The 20,066-nt window shown below is 69.6% G+C and carries 11 protein-coding genes; 3 read left to right on the top strand and 8 right to left on the bottom strand.

Going from position 1 to position 20,066, the window contains the following annotated elements; translation table 11 throughout:
• Positions 1 to 37: 37 nt before the first annotated feature.
• Positions 38 to 5,419, bottom strand: coding sequence for a non-ribosomal peptide synthetase (locus D7Y15_RS19265; protein WP_158629073.1), 5,382 nt, complete (start codon positions 5,417 to 5,419; stop codon positions 38 to 40).
• A gap of 724 nt (positions 5,420 to 6,143) precedes the next feature.
• On the opposite strand from D7Y15_RS19265, the gene D7Y15_RS19270 reads away from it, so the two are divergent.
• The 3 genes from D7Y15_RS19270 (at position 6,144) to D7Y15_RS44190 (ending at position 7,715) form a co-directional block, all read left to right on the top strand.
• Complete coding sequence (locus D7Y15_RS19270) at positions 6,144 to 6,713, top strand: hypothetical protein (RefSeq protein WP_233605017.1); 570 nt, start codon at positions 6,144 to 6,146, stop codon at positions 6,711 to 6,713.
• Between the two features lie 94 nt (positions 6,714 to 6,807).
• Positions 6,808 to 7,527 carry a YcnI family protein gene (locus D7Y15_RS19275; protein ID WP_121753513.1) on the top strand — a complete coding sequence of 240 codons (720 nt, stop codon included), beginning with the start codon at positions 6,808 to 6,810 and terminating at the stop codon, positions 7,525 to 7,527.
• Positions 7,528 to 7,535: 8 nt separating this feature from the next.
• Positions 7,536 to 7,715, top strand: coding sequence for a hypothetical protein (locus tag D7Y15_RS44190; protein ID WP_148712809.1), 180 nt, complete (start codon positions 7,536 to 7,538; stop codon positions 7,713 to 7,715).
• Here D7Y15_RS44190 and D7Y15_RS19280 read toward each other — a convergent pair.
• From D7Y15_RS19280 to xdhB, 7 genes are all read right to left on the bottom strand, one after another.
• Positions 7,709 to 8,965 carry a hypothetical protein gene (locus D7Y15_RS19280; RefSeq protein ID WP_233605018.1) on the bottom strand — a complete coding sequence of 419 codons (1,257 nt, stop codon included), beginning with the start codon at positions 8,963 to 8,965 and terminating at the stop codon, positions 7,709 to 7,711. The two genes, D7Y15_RS44190 and D7Y15_RS19280, sit on opposite strands and share 7 nt — an antisense overlap.
• A 56-nt stretch (positions 8,966 to 9,021) precedes the next feature.
• Positions 9,022 to 10,758 (bottom strand): hypothetical protein, encoded by a 1,737-nt coding sequence (locus tag D7Y15_RS19285; protein WP_233605019.1) that lies wholly within the window; start codon positions 10,756 to 10,758, stop codon positions 9,022 to 9,024.
• Positions 10,759 to 11,246: 488 nt separating this feature from the next.
• Positions 11,247 to 12,590, bottom strand: coding sequence for a hypothetical protein (locus D7Y15_RS19290; RefSeq protein WP_121753515.1), 1,344 nt, complete (start codon positions 12,588 to 12,590; stop codon positions 11,247 to 11,249).
• On the bottom strand, positions 12,587 to 14,323 hold the full coding sequence (locus D7Y15_RS19295) for a hypothetical protein (protein WP_233605020.1): 1,737 nt from the start codon (positions 14,321 to 14,323) through the stop codon (positions 12,587 to 12,589). The genes D7Y15_RS19290 and D7Y15_RS19295 overlap by 4 nt, the downstream gene beginning before the upstream one ends.
• A gap of 334 nt (positions 14,324 to 14,657) precedes the next feature.
• Positions 14,658 to 15,806 (bottom strand): methanobactin export MATE transporter MbnM, encoded by a 1,149-nt coding sequence (locus tag D7Y15_RS19300; RefSeq protein WP_121753516.1) that lies wholly within the window; start codon positions 15,804 to 15,806, stop codon positions 14,658 to 14,660.
• A gap of 15 nt (positions 15,807 to 15,821) precedes the next feature.
• Entirely contained in the window at positions 15,822 to 16,688 is an 867-nt protein-coding gene (locus tag D7Y15_RS19305; protein ID WP_121753517.1) for an MbnP family copper-binding protein, read from the bottom strand.
• Positions 16,689 to 16,772: 84 nt separating this feature from the next.
• On the bottom strand, positions 16,773 to 20,066 hold a 3,294-nt coding region (gene xdhB, locus D7Y15_RS19310), incomplete at its 5' end, for a xanthine dehydrogenase molybdopterin binding subunit (protein WP_121753518.1).

Here is a 20,066-nt window from a genome sequence, read left to right on the forward strand (position 1 = left end):
TCCTTCGAAATCTTGGGGTGTGCCTGAAAGTCGTTGGTTACTTGCCACGGCCGCGCGCCTGCTGACGCCGCGCCTGGGCGGCCCGGCGGCGCTCCGCCTCGTCCTTGATCTTCTGGGAGGCCGCGCCCGAGTCCTCGCCCTTGTTCGCCAGGTGCTGGGCCAGCGCGCTCACCGTGGTGAACTTGAACATGTCCACCAGCGCGAGCTCCGCGCCCAGCTCCTCCTTCAGCCGCCGGTGGGCCTGCGCGATGAGCAGCGAGTTGCCACCCAGCTCGAAGAAGTTGTCGTTGAGGCCGACGCGCTCCACCTTGAGCACCGCCGCCCAGATGGCCGCCACGCTGCGCTCCACCGCGCTCTGCGGCTGGGCGTAGGCGACGCCGGAAGCGAGGCGCGCCCCTTCCGGCGCGGGCAGCGCCTTCGCGTCCACCTTGCCGTTGGGCGACAGGGGCAGCGCGGACAGTGGCACGTACGCGGACGGCAGCATGTACGGCGGCAGCCCTTCCGCGAGGAAGGCGTTCAGGTCCGAGTGCGTGGGCGCGGGCTCGCCCAGCACCACGTAGGCCACCAGGCGCTTGTCGCCGGGCGAGTCCTCGCGCGCCATCAGGAACGCGTCCTTCACGGCCGGGTGACGGCGCACGGCGGCCTCCACCTCACCCAGCTCGATGCGGAAGCCGCGGATCTTCACCTGATCATCCGCGCGGGACAGGAACGTGAGCACGCCGTCCGGCAGCCAGCGCGCGCGGTCGCCCGTGCGGTACAGGCGCTCGCCCTTGTCGGAGCCGAACGGGTTCGCGACGAAGCGCTCCGTGGTCAGCTCCGGCCGCTTCCAGTACCCGCGCGCCACGCCCAGGCCGCCCACGTACAGCTCACCGGCGACGCCCACGGGCAGCAGGTTGCGCTCCGCGTCCAGCACGTACACGTCCGTGTTGATGACGGGCCGGCCAATGGGCACCCACGCGTGGCCCTGCAGGTCCTCCACCGCCATGCGGTGGTAGGTGGAGCACACGGTGGTCTCCGTGAGGCCATAGCCGTTCACCACCGGCACCGTGGCGAGCAGCTTCTCCACGTCGCTGGCCACCAGCGCCTCGCCGCCGGAGAGCACCAGCTTGAGCGGAGGCAGTTGCTCCAGGCGCGCGTTGAGCCCGGCGATGACCGCGGGCACCGTGCTCACGATGGTGACGGTGTGGCGGGTGATGAGCTGGTACAGCTTCTCCTGGTCGAGGATCTCATCCTCGGTGGGCAGCACCAGCGCGCCGCCCGTGCACAGGAGCGGGAGGATTTCGCCCACGAAGCTGGCGGAGGCCACCGACGTGAGCGGCAGCATCCGGTCCGTCGCGCCAGGCGCGTAGGACTCCACGAACGAGCGCACCAGGTTCGCGAGGCCCCCGTGCTCCAGCATCACGCCCTTGGGCTGGCCGGTGGAGCCGGAGGTGTAGACGAGGCACGCCAGGTCCCCGGCCGCCACCGTCGCGGCGGGAGCGGAGGACAGCGCGCCGTCCAGCGGCTGGTCCACGAACAGCGTGCGTGCGGACATGCCGGAGGGCAGCGTGCGCTGGAGCCAGGACTGCGTGATGAGCACCGGCGCCTGCGTGTCGCCCAGGATGAAGGCCACGCGCTCGGAGGGGTAGGCCGGGTCGATGGGCACGTATGCCGCGCCCGCGGCCATCACGGCCAGCACGGACACCAGCGTCTCCACCGAGCGCTCCAGGCAGATGCCGACGATGTCGCCCGGCTTCACGCCCGCGCCGCGCAGCCACGCGGCGAGCTGCCCCGCGCGAGCGTCCAGCTCACGGTAGGTGAGCTGCGCCTCCTTGAAGAGGACCGCGACGTTGTCCGGCGTGCGAGCCACCTGCGCCGCGAAGAGCGCGGGCAGCATGTCCGCCTGCGTGAGCGGCACGCGCGGACCCTTCCAGGTCTCCAGCAGCTGCTGCTGTTCGGCCTGCGTGAGCAGCGGCAGCCCCGCGAGCGCGCGGCCCGGCTGGGCGGCGATGCCGGACAGCAGCGTGGCCAGGTGCCCGGCCATGCGCTCGATGGTGCCGGCCTCGAAGAGGTCGGTGTTGTACTCGAAGGAGGCCACCAGCTCGCCGTCCGCCTCGCCCATGGTGAGCGTGAGGTCGAACTGCGCGCCGCCGTGCGACAGCAGCAGCGATTCGATGGGCAGGCCCGCCACGGTGGACTTCGCGCCCGGGATGTCCAGGGCGAAGGGCGTGAGACCGCGCTCGTCCAGCTTGGAGGCGCGCTGGTAGACGAACATCACCTGGAACAACGGCGAGCGGCTCTGGTCACGCACCGGCTGCAGCCGGTCCACCAGCGCGCTGAAGGGGTAGTCCTGGTGCTCCAGCGCGCCCAGCATCGTCTGGCGCGTCTGGGCCAGGTAGTCCGTGAAGGACAGCGAGGGGGACGGCCGCGTGCGCACCACCAGCGGGTTGACGAAGTAGCCGGTGATGCCCGCCAGCTCCGCGCGTCCGCGGCCCGCGCTCACCACGCCCAGCGTGAAGTCCTGCTGGCCGGTGTAGCGGTGCAGCAGCACCTGGAACGCCGTCTGGAGCACCATGTTCGGCGTGGCGCCGTTGTCACGCGCCAGCGTCTTCACCGCGCTCGCGACGTTCGCGTCCAGCCGGGTGGTGTGGACGCGGCCGTTGAAGGTCTGCACCGGGGGCCGCGGGTGGTCCGTGGGCAGGTCCAGCACCTGCAGCGTGCCGGACAGCTGCTCGCGCCAGTACTTCTCCAGCGCCTGGCCACGAGCACCGGCGAGCATCTCCGACTGCCAGCGCGCGTAGTCCGCGTAGGTGCGCGCGGGCTGCGCCAGCGTGGGCCGCTTGCCCAGCTTGAGCGCCGGGTAGAGCGCGTCCAGCTCCTCCGCCATCACCGCCAGCGACCAGAAGTCGGTGACGATGTGGTGCATCGCGATGAGCAGCGCGTGGTCCTCCGCGGACCGCGACACCAGCCGCACGCGCAGGAGCGGACCCTTCTCCATGTCGAACGGGCGGCGGGCCTCGGCGGACAGGTGCTCAGTGACCTGCTCGTCGCTCCATCCCTTCGCGTCCGTGGTGGTGAAGTCCAGCGGCAGCTCCGCGTGCACGCGCTGCACGGGGCCGGTGGCCGCCATGACGAACGTGGTGCGCAGGGCAGGGTGGCGGGCCACCAGCGCCTCGAAGGCCCCCTTCAGCGCGTTGGCGTCCAGCCCCGCGCGCACGCGCACCGCGACGGGCACGTGGTAGGCCGCGCTGTCCGGCGCGAGCTGATGCATGAACCACAGCGCCTGCTGCCCACCGGACAGGGGCGCGTCGCCCGTGGCGGACGAGGCGGCCACCGCGCTGGAGGACTGCTGGGACGGGGGCGCCGACATCAACGTCACCACGACCTCCGCCAGCTTCGACAGCGACACGCCCTGGAGCACGTCCGACAGCGGCAGGTCGATGCCCAGCCCCGCGTCCACCGCGCTCTTGAAGTCCACCGCCATCAGCGAATCCACGCCGTAGGCATGCAGCGGCTTCTGCAGGTCCACCTGCGCGGTGGGCAGCCGCAGCACCTGCGCGGCCTGCTCCTGGAGGAACACCGCCACCATGGCCCGGCGCGCGGTGACGTCCGTCACCACCGCCAGCATCTTCTGCAGCATGCTGGTGTCCGGGCCCACCGGCGCGGGCGCGGCGGCGGCTTCCGGAGCGGCGGTCTTCACGGCCTCGGGCACCTGCGTGGGAGCGGCGGCGATGACGCTCTTGTGCAGCGCCTCCAGCGTGTCCGCGACGTACTCCGCGCGGGTGGCGAAGCGCTGGATCTTGCCGCTGGACGTCTTCGGGATGGCGCCCGGCCCCAGCAGCACCACGCCCTGGGCCTGAAGGTCATGCCCGGCCGCGACGGCCTGCCGGATGCCCTGCGCCAGCGCGTCCAGGTCCACGCCGTCACGCTCCACCGCTCGGCGGTCCACCTCCGTCACGACGATCAGGCGCTCCTCGTCGTCCTGCTCGATGGAGAACGCCGCCGTGCAACCGGGGCGGATGGCGGGGTGGGCGGACTCCACCGTGCGCTCGATGTCCTGCGGGTAGTGGTTGCGCCCGCGGATGATGATCAGGTCCTTCAGCCGGCCGGTGACGAACAGCTCGCCGTCCGCGAGGAAACCCAGGTCGCCCGTGCGCAGGAACGGCGTCGGATCACCCGTGCCGGCCAGCGGCTGCTGGAAGGTGGTCCGCGTCTGCTCATCGCGGCCCCAGTAGCCCTGCGCGATGCTGGGTCCAGCGACGCGAATCTCGCCCACCTGGCCCGCGGCCAGCGGCGCGCCCGTCTCCGGATGCGCGATGACCAGGCGCTGATCCGTGAGGTTGCGGCCGGAGCCCACCAGCGTCTGGGCGCCGGGGCTCGCCGCCTCCTTCGCCACCACGCGGTTGTCCTTCAGCGCGCCCCCGTCCACGGTGCGCTGCACGGGTAGCTCGCGCTTGTCACCGCCAGAGGCGATGAGCGTGCCCTCCGCCAGGCCGTAGCAGGGATAGATGGCCTCCGAGCGGAACCCCTGCGGACCGAACGCCTCCGCGAAGCGCCGGAGCGTGTCCGGCATGATGGGCTCCGCGCCGTTGAAGGCCAGGTCCCAGTGGCTCAGGTCCAGCTTCGCGCGCTCTTCCGGCGTGGACTTGCGCACGCACAGGTCGAACGCGAAGTTCGGCCCGCCGCTCGTGGTGGCCTTGTAGCGGGAGATGGCCTCCAGCCAGCGCATGGGGCGCTTGAGGAAGTCCACCGGCGAGAACAGCGTCACCGGGAAGCCGCCGTACAGCGGCTGCAGGATGCCGCCGATGAGGCCCATGTCGTGGTACGGCGGAAGCCAGATGACACCCTGGCTTTGCGTCGAGTGACCGAAGCACGAGTGGATCAGCTTCGAGTTGTGCAGCAGGTTGCCGTGCGTCAGCACCACGCCCTTGGGAGACGACGTGGAGCCGGACGTGTACTGGAGGAACACCCGCGTGTCCGTGGCCACGCCCGGGTCCTTCCACCCTTCGGCGACCTCCGCGTCCAGCGTGTCCGTGGCAATCCAGTGCAGCTCCCGCAGCTCCGGCGCCTGCTCGAAGAGCATCTCCCCCATGCCGTAGATGAAGTCGGTGGTGAGGGCGATGGTGGCCTGCGCGTCCTGGCTGATGGCCAATAGGCGCGGCAGCGTGCGCGCCAGACGCATGGGGTCCGGCGGATAGATGGGGACCGCGATCACGCCCGCGTACAGACAGCCGAAAAACCCGGCGATGTAGTCCAGCCCGGGCGGGTACAGCAGCAGCGCCCGCTGTCCCTGGGCTCCGCGAGCCTGGAGCGCCGCCGCGATCGCGCGAGCCTTCTGATCCAGCTCCGCGTACGTCAGGTGCGCTTCGTCCGTTTCCCCGTCCAGCAGGAACGTAAATCCGCGACGGTCGCCCTGGGTGCTTGCGCGAACGCGAAGCAATTCAACCAGGGTGGAAAACGCAAACTCGGGGACCGGGGAAGAACCGGGCGTGGTTCCAGTGGGCATTGACGCGACTCCTGCGAGGCGGGGGTGTTTCCGTGCACGGAGAGCACGGAGACGCGGATTCAGGGGCCGGGGGGCTGCTGTCTCCCGGCAAGACAGGGATTCAAGAGGTCAGTCGCAATCAGCACCCGCCGTGAAGGGGCGTTGTCTCGCGCATGTATCGCCTGGCGCGGGCGCGAGCAATCCCCCCCACCCACATTGGAGCCTTGCCGGCCGGTGGGCACGGCGGAGAGCTCGTGAATCAGGAGCGGAGCAGGGTGCGAATTTCATGGTGACGGAATTCGGAGAGCGTCTGGGCCGCCCGTCACTTCATCGCGCGAATGGAGGAACATTCAAATGACCCCCAAGGTCGGAAACCCGGGGACCTCCCCTGTTCGCGGGATAGTGCGCGCGGTGTCCGTGTAAACGTGACACATCGGATCATGCGACGGGAACACGCGGAGTGTATGGGTCCGCCTCCCCGCGAGCGTCTGGCCTCGGTGGGATCGCCCGGCGGCTGTCTGTGTCTGGGAATTGCCAGCGAAAATGGGATTCCTTGAATTCGTCTGATGAGTGTTTGAGGAGGATACGGGGTGGGTCCGACACGTCCCTGCGCGTTCTTGCCGCACGGGGGGGACACGGCGCGCGTGGTAGACGCCGCTCAAGAGGGTGCGTGAGGGCCATGCCGGGATCAGGTCGTGACGTGACGCGGTGGACGTGGAAGGCGCTGTCCTTGTGTGGAGCGCTGGGGTGTTCCGCGGAGCCGGGAATGGCGGTGGTGCTGGACGTCGACGCGGGCGTGGAGCCGGGGCCCGCGCCGACGACGTGCGCGAGCAGAAGCATCTGGACCGAGGCGACGGGCGGCACTGGGGCCACCATGGCGCCTGGCTACGCCTGCCGGAACTGTCACCTGAGGCAGGCGCCCTCCATGGCGTACTTCTTCATGGGCACGGTGTTTCCGTCGCTCCACGAGGCGGACGGATGTGATGCCCGGCTGCAGGAGCCGTCGAACGTGAAGGTGGAGATCCTGGACCTGGAGGATCAGGTGCGGCTCACGCTGGTGCCGAACTCCGCGGGCAACTTCATGTCCACGACGCTCCAGCCGTCCTTCCCGATGCCGTACCGGGCGCGGCTGGTGGGGCCGGATGGCACGTCGCGGATGATGGCCACGCCGCAGAGCAATGGGGACTGCAACAGCTGTCACACCGAGCAGGGCACCCAGAACGCTCCGGGGCGCATCGCGCTGCCGTGAGGATGCCCGGTGCGGGCGCTGCGACAAATGACCGCAGCGTTCGCGCCACGGGAGGCTGATATCCGGGATGTTCATTTCTTCCCGGAGTCACCCGATGAAGTCTTCCCTGGGGTCGCTGTGTGTTGTCGCGGGTTCGCTGCTGTCCTCATCCGCCTTCGCGCACGCGGCGGTGGCGGGGGCCACGCCTCCCCATGCCGGGGCGACCTTCGAGGCTGACATCACGGTGAGCCACGGCTGTGACGGCGCGGACACGTACAAGATGCGGGTCCAGATTCCGGAGGGCGTCACGAACGTGCGCCCGGTGGACTCCGTGTTCGGCACGGCCGAGGTGGAGAAGGACGCCTCCGGCAACGTGACGGCGGTGACGTGGACCCGGCCCACGGGCAACGTGAAGGCGGCGGACACGCACTTCTTCCACCTGGGGCTGCGCATGAAGCTGCCCTCGAAGCCGTTCACCACGCTGTTCTTCCCCACGACGCAGACGTGCAGCACGCCAGGCGGGGCGCTGACAGTGGTGGAGTGGACGAGCACCGCGGGCGGTGAGCACAGCCACGACGGGGACGCGGGCACGGTGCCTTCGGAGAACCCGGCGCCGTCGCTCTACCTGTTGCCCTCGCGGCTGCCGGGCTGGAACCAGTACACGGTAGGGGAGCACGTGCATGACCTGACCGTGTTCAAGGACGCGCTCATTGTCTGGTCTGGCACGCAGGCGTACAGCTTCAACCCCGTCACGCAGGCGCTCATCGAGAAGGAGTCCGGCGTCACCGCGCTCACGCAGATCCATCCGGGCACGGTCATCTGGGTGAAGTACTAGGAGCGACCATGCGCCACTGGATCTTCGTGTTGTGTGTCGGTGTTCTCGCCGGCTGTTCGGACAAGCCCTCGCCGCCGCCCACGGGGCAGAGCGACGCGGGTACGGCCTCTGGCGTCGAGCGGCCGGGGGCGCTGGAGCGTCCTCCGCTGGAGCGGTTGCCGGATGATCTCAAGCCGCCTGCTCAGTAGCGGGCGTGGCGTTCGGCGACGCGGTAGAGCTGGGTGAGGGAGTGGTCCAACAGCGCCTGCGTGGACCGCATGTAGCGGTGCGCGCGGGCGAAGGGCAGCCACACGCGGTCACCGACTCGGACCTGGGCTTCCATCCATTGCTTGCGTGGGAGCCATTGGCCGCCCAGGTGTTTGACCAGCACTTCGCCCAGGTAGGCACCCACGGCGGGGACGGCGAGGGCATCGATGTTGTGCCGCTCGAAGGTGTCCGGGAAGGTCTCCTTCCAGAAGTGGAAGTCGATGTCCGTCAGGGATTCGGGGGACGCCTTGAACACGGAGGGCACCGGCGTGTGGAGCAGCGCCACGAGGCGCTCCGCGAAGGATGCGTACTGATCGAGGGCGGCCTTCGGGTCGGCCACGTCTGAAGGCAGGGCGGCGTCCAGGGGGAGCCACTCGTCTGGCTCTGGAGGGACGTAGGCGTTGAGCTCCGCGATGCGCCGCTGGCGCTGGGCCAGGGAGGCGTATTCAGGGAGGCGTGAGAGCAGCGCGGCGACGTCCGGAGCGAAGCGGGGTTCGACGGGGGCGAGGGTGGCGCTTCGTTCGCGGAGGGTGGCCATCACCGTGTTGAAGTCGAGGTCCGGCCGAAGGTGGACCCATGCGCGGGCCTGGGCGACGCGAGCGGCCTCGCTGGCGAAGTCCGCGGCGGTGGGCCAGGTGACGAGGAGGACGGAGCCGTCCGGGAGTTCTTCGACGCGGTGGGCGGGCGTGGAGCGCATGCGCTCGCGGCCAACGGTGTCCACGAGCTTCGCGCCGAAGACGTTGAGCCAGCAGAGTTCGTAGACCTTGTCGAAGCCGTCCCGGAAGGTCGTCTCGTCGTCTCGGCCGAAATTGGGGAAGTCCGCCAGTTCCTTGTCGGCCAGGCTGTGGGCCGAGGCGTGGGTGACGGGATAGTGGATGGCCCATGCACGGACCATCTCCACGAACGCCTGGCAGCGGGCTTCCTCCGCGAATAGGTCAATCGGGTTGATGTCGATCCATATGCGAAGGCTCGGAGGAAGAGGTGGAAAGCGAAGCAGAATCTCCATGTCCAGCTTGGGCCCCGTCGTGCGGTGGAGTCCGACGGAGGTAGTTCGCTCTTCTCGTGATTCTGTCAGGGCCTTCACGACCGCCGTGCGTGTGTAACGCTGCCGCCGTTTCCCCTGGGTGATGTCCGGCATCCATGGACCTGCACCTGACTCAAGCGCGGTGAGCAGCGGCGCCAATTCACCTATGTGATCCGCGAGTGTGTTGCAGGCTCCATTGAACGAGAGCAGCAGGTTGTCGTCTGTCACTGAATTACGACCTCCACGCCAGCGACGTTGCTAAGGACGGACTCCAACGCGCCTTTGAGCGTGCTTCCCTTGGCGGGTTTCAATCTGCCACCTTCATAGACAAGGCGAACCCTCTGGATTCGCACCGATCCTTCGAGTCCTGGCCGACGGATGTTCACGGTCTCGCCGTAATACTGGACCGCTCCACGCGCGTCCGCCTTCATTTGAGCTGTCAGCTCGCCCAAGCTCAGCAGATGCAGATCGCGGCTCTTGAAGCTGAAGGTCTCCATGCGTGGCGGTTGGCCTGACGGTGGCTTCGTTTCAACGGCCAGCACGTCCGCGAAGCGCAGGTCCGCTTTCGTCATGCCCACGTGCGTTTCGATGCGGGGTTCCTCGAAGTCCCGGAGCCACCGACGCTGCGCTCGGGGCAATGCCGCGTCCGCCCTGAGCCGGGCGACCATGTCTCGCTCGAACATCAGCCCGCGGACGAACTGCCCGCGCAGATCCAGGTATCCCTCCCAACGCAGGGGACCCTTCGCGGGCGTGCCCTGTTCCAGCTCCGCGAGCCTGGCCTCGCGATAGCTCACGTACTCGGCCCAGAGTGGATGCCCTTCGGCTCCAGGCGGTGCCCCCCGCTCGGGTGGATGCTCCTTCAGGAACGACACATCGCGGGACAGCCGTGCTCCCGTGGCCTCCCACTCCACCTGGGCGAGCCGTGCTTCCAGGACCTCCGGTGGTACTCCCGCGAAGTCCTTCGACAGCGCGGCGGCGTCTCCACTTCTGCCGGTGCTCTTCTGTGTAGTGCCCGGGCGTTCGCGGCTTGCCTCCGCCAACAGGGCCTGGGCCTTCGCCGGGTTGCCTCGGGCCTCGTACAGCGCGAGCGCTCCGGCTTCTCCCCACTCGGCGGCGAGGAGGGCACCTTCCCGGCTCGCGCGGAGCTGACGCAGCAACTCCCGGGTGGCGTTCACTCCGAGCTGGTCCTCCAGCCGCTCCACCGCGGCCTTGAGCGCCTCCAGGTCGAAGGCGGGCCGTTCTCCTCGCAGCGCCCGTGCGCCCTTGCCTCCCGCGTACAGCGCGACCATGAGCGCGGCGGGTGCCAGCTCCCGCGTGGCCTGTTCGTACCGGCCCTTCGCCAGCGACGTTGTCCCCTGGGCCGTTCCCGCGAGCAGATGGAAGAAGCCCATCGGGACGCCGAACGTCAGGTGGTCGAAGCCGCCTCGCACCACGTTGCCCGGTGAGAAGTGCCCCGCCAGCAGGGCCCGCTCCACCGCGTCGAGCGCTTCCTGATACGGCGGCGGCAATTGCGCACGCTTCGCGGAGAACTCCACGTAGCGGGCCCCCGCGCTCACGTCGGTGCTGGACAGCGCGTCCCGCCCCGCGCGGCCCAAACCCCGCAGGACGTCACCGGCCCTCTCTTCCCGCTCCGGATACGCCGTGACCTTCAAGCCCCGGCGCAACAACTCCTCGCGCACGGTGGGCATGCCGCCCAGGGTCTCCCCGAGCTGCTTGTCGCGGGCCAGGTGCTGGAGCAGGTCGCGCAGCTCGTCATCGAAGCTGGTGTGCAGGATGAAGAGGGCGAACACCTCCGCGCGGGGTGGGCCGTACTTCTCGACCACGGAGACGAGGACGGCCGCGCGCTTGCGCTGAAGGACGCCGGAGGACTTCGCGTCCAACGGCCCCAACGCTCCCAGCCGGACGGCATCCCAATCATCAAGGGACTCCACCACCCGGGCCATGTCCACGCCTCGCTGCATGGCCACGAAGGCCGCGGGCGAGGCACAGGCCAGGAAGGGCGCGAGGCGCTGTTCGCTTCGCTCCAGGTCGGGCCAGCCAGGCGGTAGCGACCGACTGCCACAAGCCCATCCCTTGTCGTCACGAGACTCAGCGGAAGCCTTCCGGACCCCTCCAGCCCAGGGGCGCCATGCTGAGCGCGCCGCCGGAGTGCCGTAGCCCCAGGTGCTCCCGTGGGACGGTGACGAAGCACAGCCCGCGATGAGCAGGGCCATGCAGGTCAGCAACGCCCACCGCCGCACGGTGGAGCCCACGAGGAATCGCCATGGCTGAATCACAGCCCGTGACGATCCCTCAAGGGGATTCCACGCGCTACGGGCTCACCGCCCTTGGACTCTGGAGGAGGAGCACGTGCACGACCTGCCCGTGGCTTGGAGGCCGCCGGCACGGGCTTCGGAGTGGAGCGGCCGGGAGCGCTGGAGCGATTGCCGGACGACCTCAAGCCGCCGGCTCAGTAGCGGGCGTGGCGTTCGGCGACGCGATAGAGCTGGGTGAGGGAGTGGTCCAGCAGCGCCTGGGTGGACCGCATGTAGCGGTGCGCGCGGGCGAAGGGCAACCAGACGCGGTCGCCGACACGGACCTGGGCTTCCATCCAGTTCTTGCGTGGGAGCCATTGACCGCCCAGGTGCCGGACCAGCACCTCTCCCAGGTAGGCGCCGATGGCGGGGACCGCGGTGGCATCGATGTTGTGCCGCTCGAAGGTGTCCGGGAAGGTCTCCTTCCAGAAGTGGAAGTCGATGTCCGTCAGGGATTCGGGGGACCCCTTGAAGACGGAGGGCACCGGCGTGTGGAGCAGCGCCACGAGGCGCTCCGCGAAGGATGCGTACTGATCGAGGGCGGCCTTCGGGTCGGCCACGTCTGACGGCAGGGCCGCGTCCAGGGGGAGCCATTCGTCTGGCTCTGGCGGGACGTAGGCATTGAGCTCCGCGATGCGCCGCTGGTGCTGGGCCAGGGATACGTATTCGGGGAGGCGTGAGAGCAGCGCGGCGACGTCCGGAGCGAAGCGGGGCTCGACTGGGGCGAGGGTCGCGCTTCGCTCGCGGAGGATGGCCATCACCGTGTCGAAGTCGAGGTCCGGCCGAAGGTGGACCCACGCGTGGGCCTGCGCGACGCGGGCGGCCTCAGTGGCGAAGTCCGCGGCGGTAGGCCAGGTGACGAGGAGGATGGAGCCGTCGGGAAGTTCTTCGACGCGGTGGGCGGGCGTGGATCGCATGCGCTCGCGGCCGACAGTGTCCACGAGCTTCGCGCCGAAGACGTTGAGCCAGCAGACTTCGTAGATCTTATCGAAGCCGTCCTGGTAGGTCGTCTCGTCGTCCCGGCCGAAATTGGGGAAGTCCGCCAGTTCCCTGTCCGCCACGCTGTGAGCCGTCGCGTGTGTGACGGGGTAGTGGATGGCCCAGGTTCGGACCATCTCCACGAGCTCTTTGCAGCTTGATTCCCGCGCGAAGAGGTCGAGCGGATTCACCGTGAGAGAAAGATCCAGGCTGGGTCGTAGTGGCGGAAATCGAAGGTGGAGTGACGTGTCCAGGTCGGGCCCCGTTGTGCGGTAGAGCCCCACGGATGTCGTTCTTTCCTGGCGCGATTCGGCCAGTCCCTTGGCGACGGCCTCTCGTGTGTATTTGCGGCGCCGCACCCCTTCGACGATGTCTGGCATCCACTCGCCAGCGCCTGATTCAAGTGCTTCAAGAAACGGCGCGAGTTCCCGTTCGAGGACGCCGGGGGTGTTGCAGGCGCCATCAAACGAAAGGCGCAGGTAGTCCGCCGCGATGAGCCTAGGGGGGCTTTCCAAAGTCATTGGATTCGGACCTCCACATCCGGGAACTCGTCCCGGAGGATCCTCAGGGGTCTCTTCATGTCGACCATACGCCCAGGCTTGAGATCGCCTCCTTCGTAGATGAGGCGTACCCTGCGGATTCGTGCCGGCCCTTCCAGTCCAGGTCTACGGACGTTCACGGCCTCACCGTAATACCGAAGAGCCGCTCGCGCGTCCGCCCTCATTTGGGCCGTCAGTGCTGCCTCACTGAGGAGATGCAGGTCGCGACTCTTGAAGCTGAAGGTCTCCATGCGTGGCGGTTGGCCTGACGGTGGCTTCGTTTCAACGGCCAGCACGTCCGCGAAGCGCAGGTCCGCCTTCGTCATGCCCACATGCGTTTCGATGCGGGGCTGATCGAAGTCCTTGAGCCACCGACGCTGCGCTCGGGGCAGTGCTGCATCCGCGCGGAGCTGGGCGACCATGGCCCGCTCGAACATCAGCCCGCGGATGAACTGTCCGCGCAGCTCCAGGTAGCCCTCCCAGCGCAGGGGACCCTTGGCGGGCGTGCCCTGTTCCAGTTCCGCGAGCCGGGCCTCGCGATAACTCATGTACTCGGTCCAGAGGGGGTGAGCTTCGGCTCCCGGCGGTGCATCCCTCTCAGGTGGATGCTCCTTCAGGAAGGACACTTCGCGGGACAGCCGTGGTCCCGTGGCCTCCCATTCCACCTGCGCGAGCCGTGCCTCCAAGACCTCCGGTGGTACTCCCGCGAAGTCCTTCGACAGCGCGGCGGCGTCTCCACTTCTGCCGGTACTCTTCTGTGCTGCGCCCGGGCGTTCACGGCTTGCCTCCGCCAGCAGGGCCTGGGCCTTCGCTGGATTGCCTCGGGCCTCGTACAGCGCGAGCGCTCCCGCTTCTCCCCACTCGGCGGCGAGGAGGGCGCCTTCCCGGCTCGCTCGGAGCTGACGCAGCAGCTCCCGCGTGGCGTTCACCCCCAACTGGTCCTCCAGCCGCTCCACCGCCGCCTTGAGTGCCTCCAGGTCGAAGGTGGGCCGTTCTCTTCGCAGGGCTCGTGCGCCCTTGCCTCCCGCGTACAGCGCGACCATGAACGCGGCGGGTGCCAGCTCTCGCGTGGCCTGTTCGTATCGGCCCTTCGCCAGGGACGTTGCTCCCTGGGCCGTTCCTGCGACCAGATGGAAGAAGCCCATCGGGACGCCGAACGTCAGGTGATCGAAGCCACCCCGCACCACGCTGCCCGGTGAGAAGTGCCCTGCCATCAGGGCCCGCTCCACCGCGTCGAGCGCTTCCTGGTAGGGCGGTGGCAACTGCGCACGCTTCGCGGAGAACTCCACGTAGCGGGCGCCTGCGCTCACGTCGGTGCTGGACAGCGCATCCCGCCCCGCGCGCCCCAAACCCCGCAGGACGTCACCGGCCTGCTCTTCCCGCTCCGGATACGTCGTGACCTTCAGACCCCTGCGCAGCAACTCCTCGCGCACGGTGGGCATGCCGCCCAGGGTCTCCCCGAACTGCTTGTCGCGGGCCAGGCGCTGGACCAGCTCGCGCAGTTCGTCATCGAAGGTGGCGTGGAGGATGAAGAGGGCGAACACCTCCGCGCGTGGCGCGCCATACTTCTCGACCGCGCTGACGAGGAACGCGGCGCGCTTGCGCTGAAGGATGCCGGAGGCCTTCGCATCCAACGGCCCCAACGCCCCCAGCCGGACGGCGTCCCAATCCTCAAGGGATTCCACCAGCCAGGCCATGTCCACGCCGCGCTGCATCGCCACGAAGGCCGCGGGCGAGGCACAGGCCAGGAACGGCGCGAGGCGCTGTTCGCTTCGGTCCAGGTCGGGCCAGCCAGGCGGCAGAGGCCGACTGCCACAGGACCCTCCCTTGTCGTCACGAGACTCAGCGGAAGCCTTCCGGACTCCTCCAGCCCAGGGGCGCCATGCCGAGCGCGCAGCCGGAGTGCCGTAGCTCCAGGTGCCTCCGTGTGACGGTGACGAAGCACAGCCCGCGATGAGCAGGGCCATGCAGGCCAGCACCGCCCACCGCCGCACGGTGGAGCCCACGAGGAATCGCCATGGCTGAATCACAGCCGATGACGATACCGGCTCACGGCACGGTGGCGGGATCCGCGAAGCGCGGGTCGGTCAGGAACGCCGTGTCCGTGAGCGACTCCAGGAACGCGACGACGTCCGCCTTCTCCTCGGGCGTCAGCTCGAAGCCGCGCACGAAGGCGCTCTGCAGGGGGCTCGGTTGTCCGCCGTTCGCCGCCCGTGCTCGGCCTCCCGCCGCGTAGTGGTCCAACACGTCGGAGAGCGTCTCCACGCTGCCGTCGTGCATGTACGGCCCGGTGACGGCTACGTTGCGCAGCGACGGCGCTTTGAAGCGCCCCATGTCATCCGGACGGAACGTGATTTCGAAGAGGCCTGTGTCCCCAGCGGGATACGCGCCCTGGCCGTCGTCGTTGTAGAGCCCCGTGTTGTGGTACGGCAGCACCGGCTCCTTCGTCGCCTCGTGCACGGTCGCGTCCTGGAAGTTGAAGCCGGAGTGGCAGTGGTCGCACTCCAGGCGCTCGGACAGGAACAGCTGCAAGCCCCGCTTCGCCGCGGGACTCAGCGCGTCCACCTCCTTGCCGTACAGATAGCGGTCATACGGCGACGTGCCGGAGATGAGCGAACGCTCGAACGCGGACAGCGCCCGCGTCAGCGTGGCCAGCGACACCGGCGTGGCCTCGTTCGGGAATGCCTCCGCGAAACGGGCCGTCAGGTCCGGATCCTCGCGAAGCCGCTCCAGCAACACGTCCTGTTGATCCGCGAAGCCCAGCTCCACCGGCTCCCGCCCGAACAGCGGCACCAGCGCCTGGGCCTCCAGCGTGGTGAGCGCGGAGTTGGCCCAGGTGAGGCTGGTCGCGTACGCCACGTTCGCCAGCCCTTGTCCGTTGCGACGGTGCGCCTGTCCCGTGCTGCCCACCGCGTGCACTCGCCCGTCCGTGAAGGCCCGGGCCTGCTCGTGGCAGGAGCCACAGGACTGCGTGCCGTTCAACGACAGGCGCTTGTCGTAGAAGAGGCGCCGGCCCAGCTGGACCTTCGCCTCCGACATGGGGTTGTCCTCCGGCACGCGCGGCTTGGGGAAGCCCGCTGGCAGCTTCCAGTCGTAGGGCACGGGCTCCTCGGTCGGACCCGAGGGATCCGCGCAGCCCGCGCCCAGCAACGCCACCGTCGCCAGGGCCTTCCACGCCTGTCCTTGTCGTCGTGCCACGTCGGACGTCCTCTCCTACTCGGCCCGGATGAAGGTCTGCGCGGCCGGGTTCGCCGCCTGGCCGCCGAAGGCCAGCCCCAGGGGCTGGAAGAGGGCACCGCAGTCCGTGTCGTTGGGGGACGACATGCAGCCCGCGGCCGTGCCAGGCGCGTTCACGTCCAGGTTGGCGCCCGCGAAGAGCGTGCCCAGGTCCATCACCACCTTGTTCTTCGTCACGTCGAAGCCGTCCAGGTGGAACTCCGGACGGTTGTTGTTCGCGCACCCGGCGGTGCCCTGCGTCTGGCCCTCGGGCGGCGGCGCGCAGGCCGTGCTCCCCAGGTGCAGGACATGCTGGGGAAGGCCCTGCGTGCGGCCTTCGATGCGCGTGAAGATGAAGCCGCTCTGCCAGCTCCAGTGCAGGCCCGTATCATCCATCGGCGCACCGAGCGTCGTGGGGTCGCCGTGGTTCACGTCCTCCGGCACGCCCACCGTGAAGCGCAGGCCCGTGTAGTCACCCTGGGGCGCCGTGCCCTTGATGGACGCGTTCATCGCCGCCGTGCCTTGCGTGCACAGCCCGTCCCTGTTCGCGAAGTCCAGCAGCACCACGCCCGAGTGCTGCCACGTGCCGTCCTCGGTCAGCGTCACGGGCACCTCCTTCCCGTCCCGCGTCACCAGCCGCACGTTGTGGACATACACGCGGAAGTCCATGGGCTCGTAGGTCGTCCCCGTCGTCCCGACGTTCGTGTACGTCTTGCCGCACTCGAAGGCCTCCGTGCCCACGCGGGCGACGACAGGCAGGTTCACCGTCAGCAGCTCGGGCGTCTGGGGTTCGTCGTCCCCACAGCCGAGCGCGCCCACGAGGGCCAGGGGAAGGAGGAGGCGGGAGCGGAGCACGGAGCGCATGGGAATCATCCTTGGAAGGTGCCCCCGTCTAACGCACTGGCTGGGAAAGCTTGCCGTGGCATGTTGCCGCACCCGCCGCCCGGCTCAGGCCACCTCGCGCGTTTCGTCCGGAACCGGGAGCCCCGCGCCCCTCGCCTTGCGCCGCTGGATGGCCAGGAAGAGGGCCTCGTGCGTGGCGGGCGAGGGCAGGTCCACGTCGCCGCCCGGCGCTCCGAAGGCGGCCACCGCGTCGCGCAGCGCCTCCCGCACGGACAGGGCCAGCATCAGCGGCGGCTCGCCCACGGCCTTGCTGCCGTGGATGGTGCCCTTCTGCTCGGCCCGCTCCATCAAGGCCACGCGCAGGTCGATGGGCGCGTCGCTGAACGCGGGCACGGCGTAGGTGCTGGCGGAGTGCGTGAGCAGCCGCCCGTTCGCGTCCCACTTCAGCTCCTCGCCGGTGAGCCACCCCATGCCCTGCACGAAGGCGCCCTCCACCTGACCCCGGTCCAGGCCGGGGTTGAGTGAATCCCCCACGTCCTCCAGCAGGTCCGAGCGCAGCACGCGCTTCATGCCCGTGTCGCCGTCCACCTCCACCTCGCTCACCGCCGCGCCATAGGCGAAGTAGAGGAACGGCTTGCCCCGGCCCAGGGTCCGGTCGTAGCCGATGCCCGGCGTGCGGTAGTAGCCCGTGACGGACAGGCCCACGCGGTCGCGGTAGGCCTCCTCCACCACGGTCCCGAAGGGCAGCCCCTGGTCCGGCCGTGACGCCGCCGAGATGCGCCCGTCCTCGAACACCAGCGCGTCCGGAGACACCGCCTGCCCGTGCAACTGCACCAGCATGCGGGCGGCCACCGGAGCCAGCCGCTCGCGCACCTGGATGCAGGCCTCGCGCACCGCCGCGCCGTTGAGGTCGGAGCCGCTGGAGGCCGCCGTCGCGGACGTGTTGGGCACCTTGTCCGTCGCCGTGTGCGCCACGCGCACCAGGTCCGCGGGCAGGCCCAGTTCGCGCATGGCCACGCCCTGGATCTTGGTGTGCAACCCCTGGCCCATCTCCGTGCCGCCGTGCGACAGCAGCACGGAGCCGTCGCGGTACACGTGCACCAGCGCGCCCGCCTGGTTGAGGAAGGTGGCGGTGAAGGAGATGCCGAACTTCATTGGCGTGATGGCCAGTCCGCGCTTGATGCGGGGGCTGGACGCGTTGAAGGCCTCCAGCTCCGCGCGGCGCTTCGCGAAGTCGGACGACTCCATCAGGTCGTTCCACAGCTTCGGCAGCCGGTTGTCCTCCAGCTCCTGGCCGTAGTGCGTGGTGTTGGTGTCGCCCACGCCGTCGTAGAGGTTGCGCTGGCGCACGGCCTCCGGGGCCAGGCCCAGGGCGGCCGCGATGCGCGCCAGGATGTCCTCCATCACCAGCATGCCCTGCGGACCGCCGAAGCCCCGGAATGCCGTGTTGGAGACCAGGTGCGTCTTCGCCACGCGGCCGGTGTAGCGCACCGACGGCACGTAGTAGCCGTTGTCCAGGTGGAAGAGGGCCCGGTCGGTGATGGACTCGGACAGGTCCAGGGACCAGCCGCCGTTGGACGTGAGGTCCGCCTTGAGCGCGAGCAGCCGGCCCGTGGCGTCGAAGCCCACCTCCCAGGCCGCGTGGAACGGATGGCGCTTGCCCGTGACGACCATGTCCACGTCGCGGTCCAGCATCCACTTCACCGGCCGGCCCGTGTGCACCGCCGCCAGCGCCACCAGCGCGGCGGGCGCGTTGCCTTGCGTCTCCTTGCCGCCGAAGCCGCCGCCCATGCGCGGCGCCTTCACCACCACGCGGCTGCGCGGCATGTGCAGCACGTGCGAGATGATGGCCTGCACCTCCGACGGGTGCTGTGTGGAGGACGTCACCGTGACGTCTCCGTCGTCGCCCACCTCCGCGAAGGCCGCGTGCGTCTCCAGGTAGAAGTGCTCCTGGCCGCCCATCGTCAGCTCTCCGGCCAGCCGGTTCGGGCTGGAGGCGAGCGCGCTGTCCACGTCGCCCCGGCGGATGATGTGCGGGTCGGTGTGGAAGCTGCCCTGCTTCAGGGCTTCGGTCAGCGTGAGCACCGCGGGCAGGGGCTCGTAGTCCACCACCACCTGGCGCGCGCCCTCGCGGCAGGCCTCGGGCGTCTCGCCGACGACGAGCGCCACCACCTGCGCGTGGAAGAGCACCTCGTCCTTCGCGAGCAGCGGCTCGTCATGGCGGATGGGGCCCGTGTCGTTCATGCCCGGGATGTCCTCCGCGAGCAGCACCTTCACCACGCCGGGCACCTTCAGCGCGGCGCTGGCGTCGCGGCGGAGGATGCGCGCGTGCGCGTGCGGCGACAGCACCGGCCACACCGTCAGCATGGGCTGGCGCTGCGCGAGGTCGTCCACGTACTGCGCGCTGCCCGTCACGTGGCCCAGCGCGCTCTCATGGCGCAGTTCGCGGCCCGCGTCCGCGGTGGCGACAGGCGCGCCCGGGGCGAAGCGGGGGCGTCCGTCCAGCGCGGCGCTGCGCTCGCCGGACGCGAACTTCTCCAGCAGGGACACCACCAGCCCGCGCCGGTACTCCGCGCTGCCACGCAGGTCCGTGAGGGGCGTGAACTCGCGCTCCAGCGTGGCGCGCACGCGGGCCACGGCCTCCGTGTTCCACGGGTGGCCTACGAGCTGGGCCTCCGTCTGCTTCGCCCGCGCCGGGGTGGCCGCGACGCCGCCGTAGCCCAGGCGCGCGGTGCGCACGAGGCCCAGCGCGTCCGTCTCGATGCAGAAGCCCGCCGCGACGATGCTGATGTCCAGCTCGCGGCGCTTGGACACCTTGAAGCTGTCCGAGTGCCGGGTCAGTCCGCTGTCCTTCGCCGGGGCGTGGGGAATGACGACGAAGCGGACCACCTCGTCCGGCTGGAGCGCCGTCTTGCGGTAGGCGAGGAAGAAGTCCGACAGCGCCACCGTCCGCTCGCCGCGCACGGACGCGAGCACCAGCCGGGCGTCCAGCGCGAGCAGCACCGGCGCCGTGTCCCCGATGGGCGAGGCCGTCACCAGGTTGCCCGCGAGCGTGGCGCGGTGGCGGATCTGCCGCGAGGCGAAGACGTTGAGCATCTTCGCCAGCTCCGGCACCTCGTGGCCCAGCGCGTCCTCCACGTCCACCAGCGACGCGGCGCCGCCCACGTACCAGCCGTCCTCCTCGCGGCGGATGGCGCGCAGGGCCTCCACGCCTTCCGTCGAGATGAGGAACGGGTAGCGACGGGACTTCTTGGTGATGTCCACGCCCAGCTCGGTGGCGCCGGCCACGAGCATCGCCTCCGGGTGCAGGGCTCGCAGCGCGAGCAGGTCCTCCCACGTGGTGGGGCGCAGGAACAGGCCGTCGCGCGCCTCGTAGCGCAGGGGTGGGGTGGGGGAGGG

Origin of the sequence: Corallococcus sp. AB030 (genome assembly GCF_003668965.1) — a bacterium.
GTDB classification, from domain to species: Bacteria; Myxococcota; Myxococcia; order Myxococcales; family Myxococcaceae; genus Corallococcus; species Corallococcus exiguus.

Excerpts from the sequence above, each read along its gene's own strand:
- D7Y15_RS19290 (WP_121753515.1), bottom strand. The coding sequence starts at position 12,590 with ATGACTTTGGAAAGCCCCCCTAGGCTCATCGCGGCGGACTACCTGCGC.
- D7Y15_RS19270 (WP_233605017.1), top strand. The coding sequence starts at position 6,144 with ATGCCGGGATCAGGTCGTGACGTGACGCGGTGGACGTGGAAGGCGCTG.
- D7Y15_RS44190 (WP_148712809.1), top strand. The coding sequence starts at position 7,536 with ATGCGCCACTGGATCTTCGTGTTGTGTGTCGGTGTTCTCGCCGGCTGT.
- D7Y15_RS19305 (WP_121753517.1), bottom strand. The coding sequence starts at position 16,688 with ATGCGCTCCGTGCTCCGCTCCCGCCTCCTCCTTCCCCTGGCCCTCGTG.
- D7Y15_RS19295 (WP_233605020.1), bottom strand. The coding sequence starts at position 14,323 with ATGCAGCGCGGCGTGGACATGGCCTGGCTGGTGGAATCCCTTGAGGAT.
- D7Y15_RS19285 (WP_233605019.1), bottom strand. The coding sequence starts at position 10,758 with ATGCAGCGAGGCGTGGACATGGCCCGGGTGGTGGAGTCCCTTGATGAT.
- D7Y15_RS19275 (WP_121753513.1), top strand. The coding sequence starts at position 6,808 with ATGAAGTCTTCCCTGGGGTCGCTGTGTGTTGTCGCGGGTTCGCTGCTG.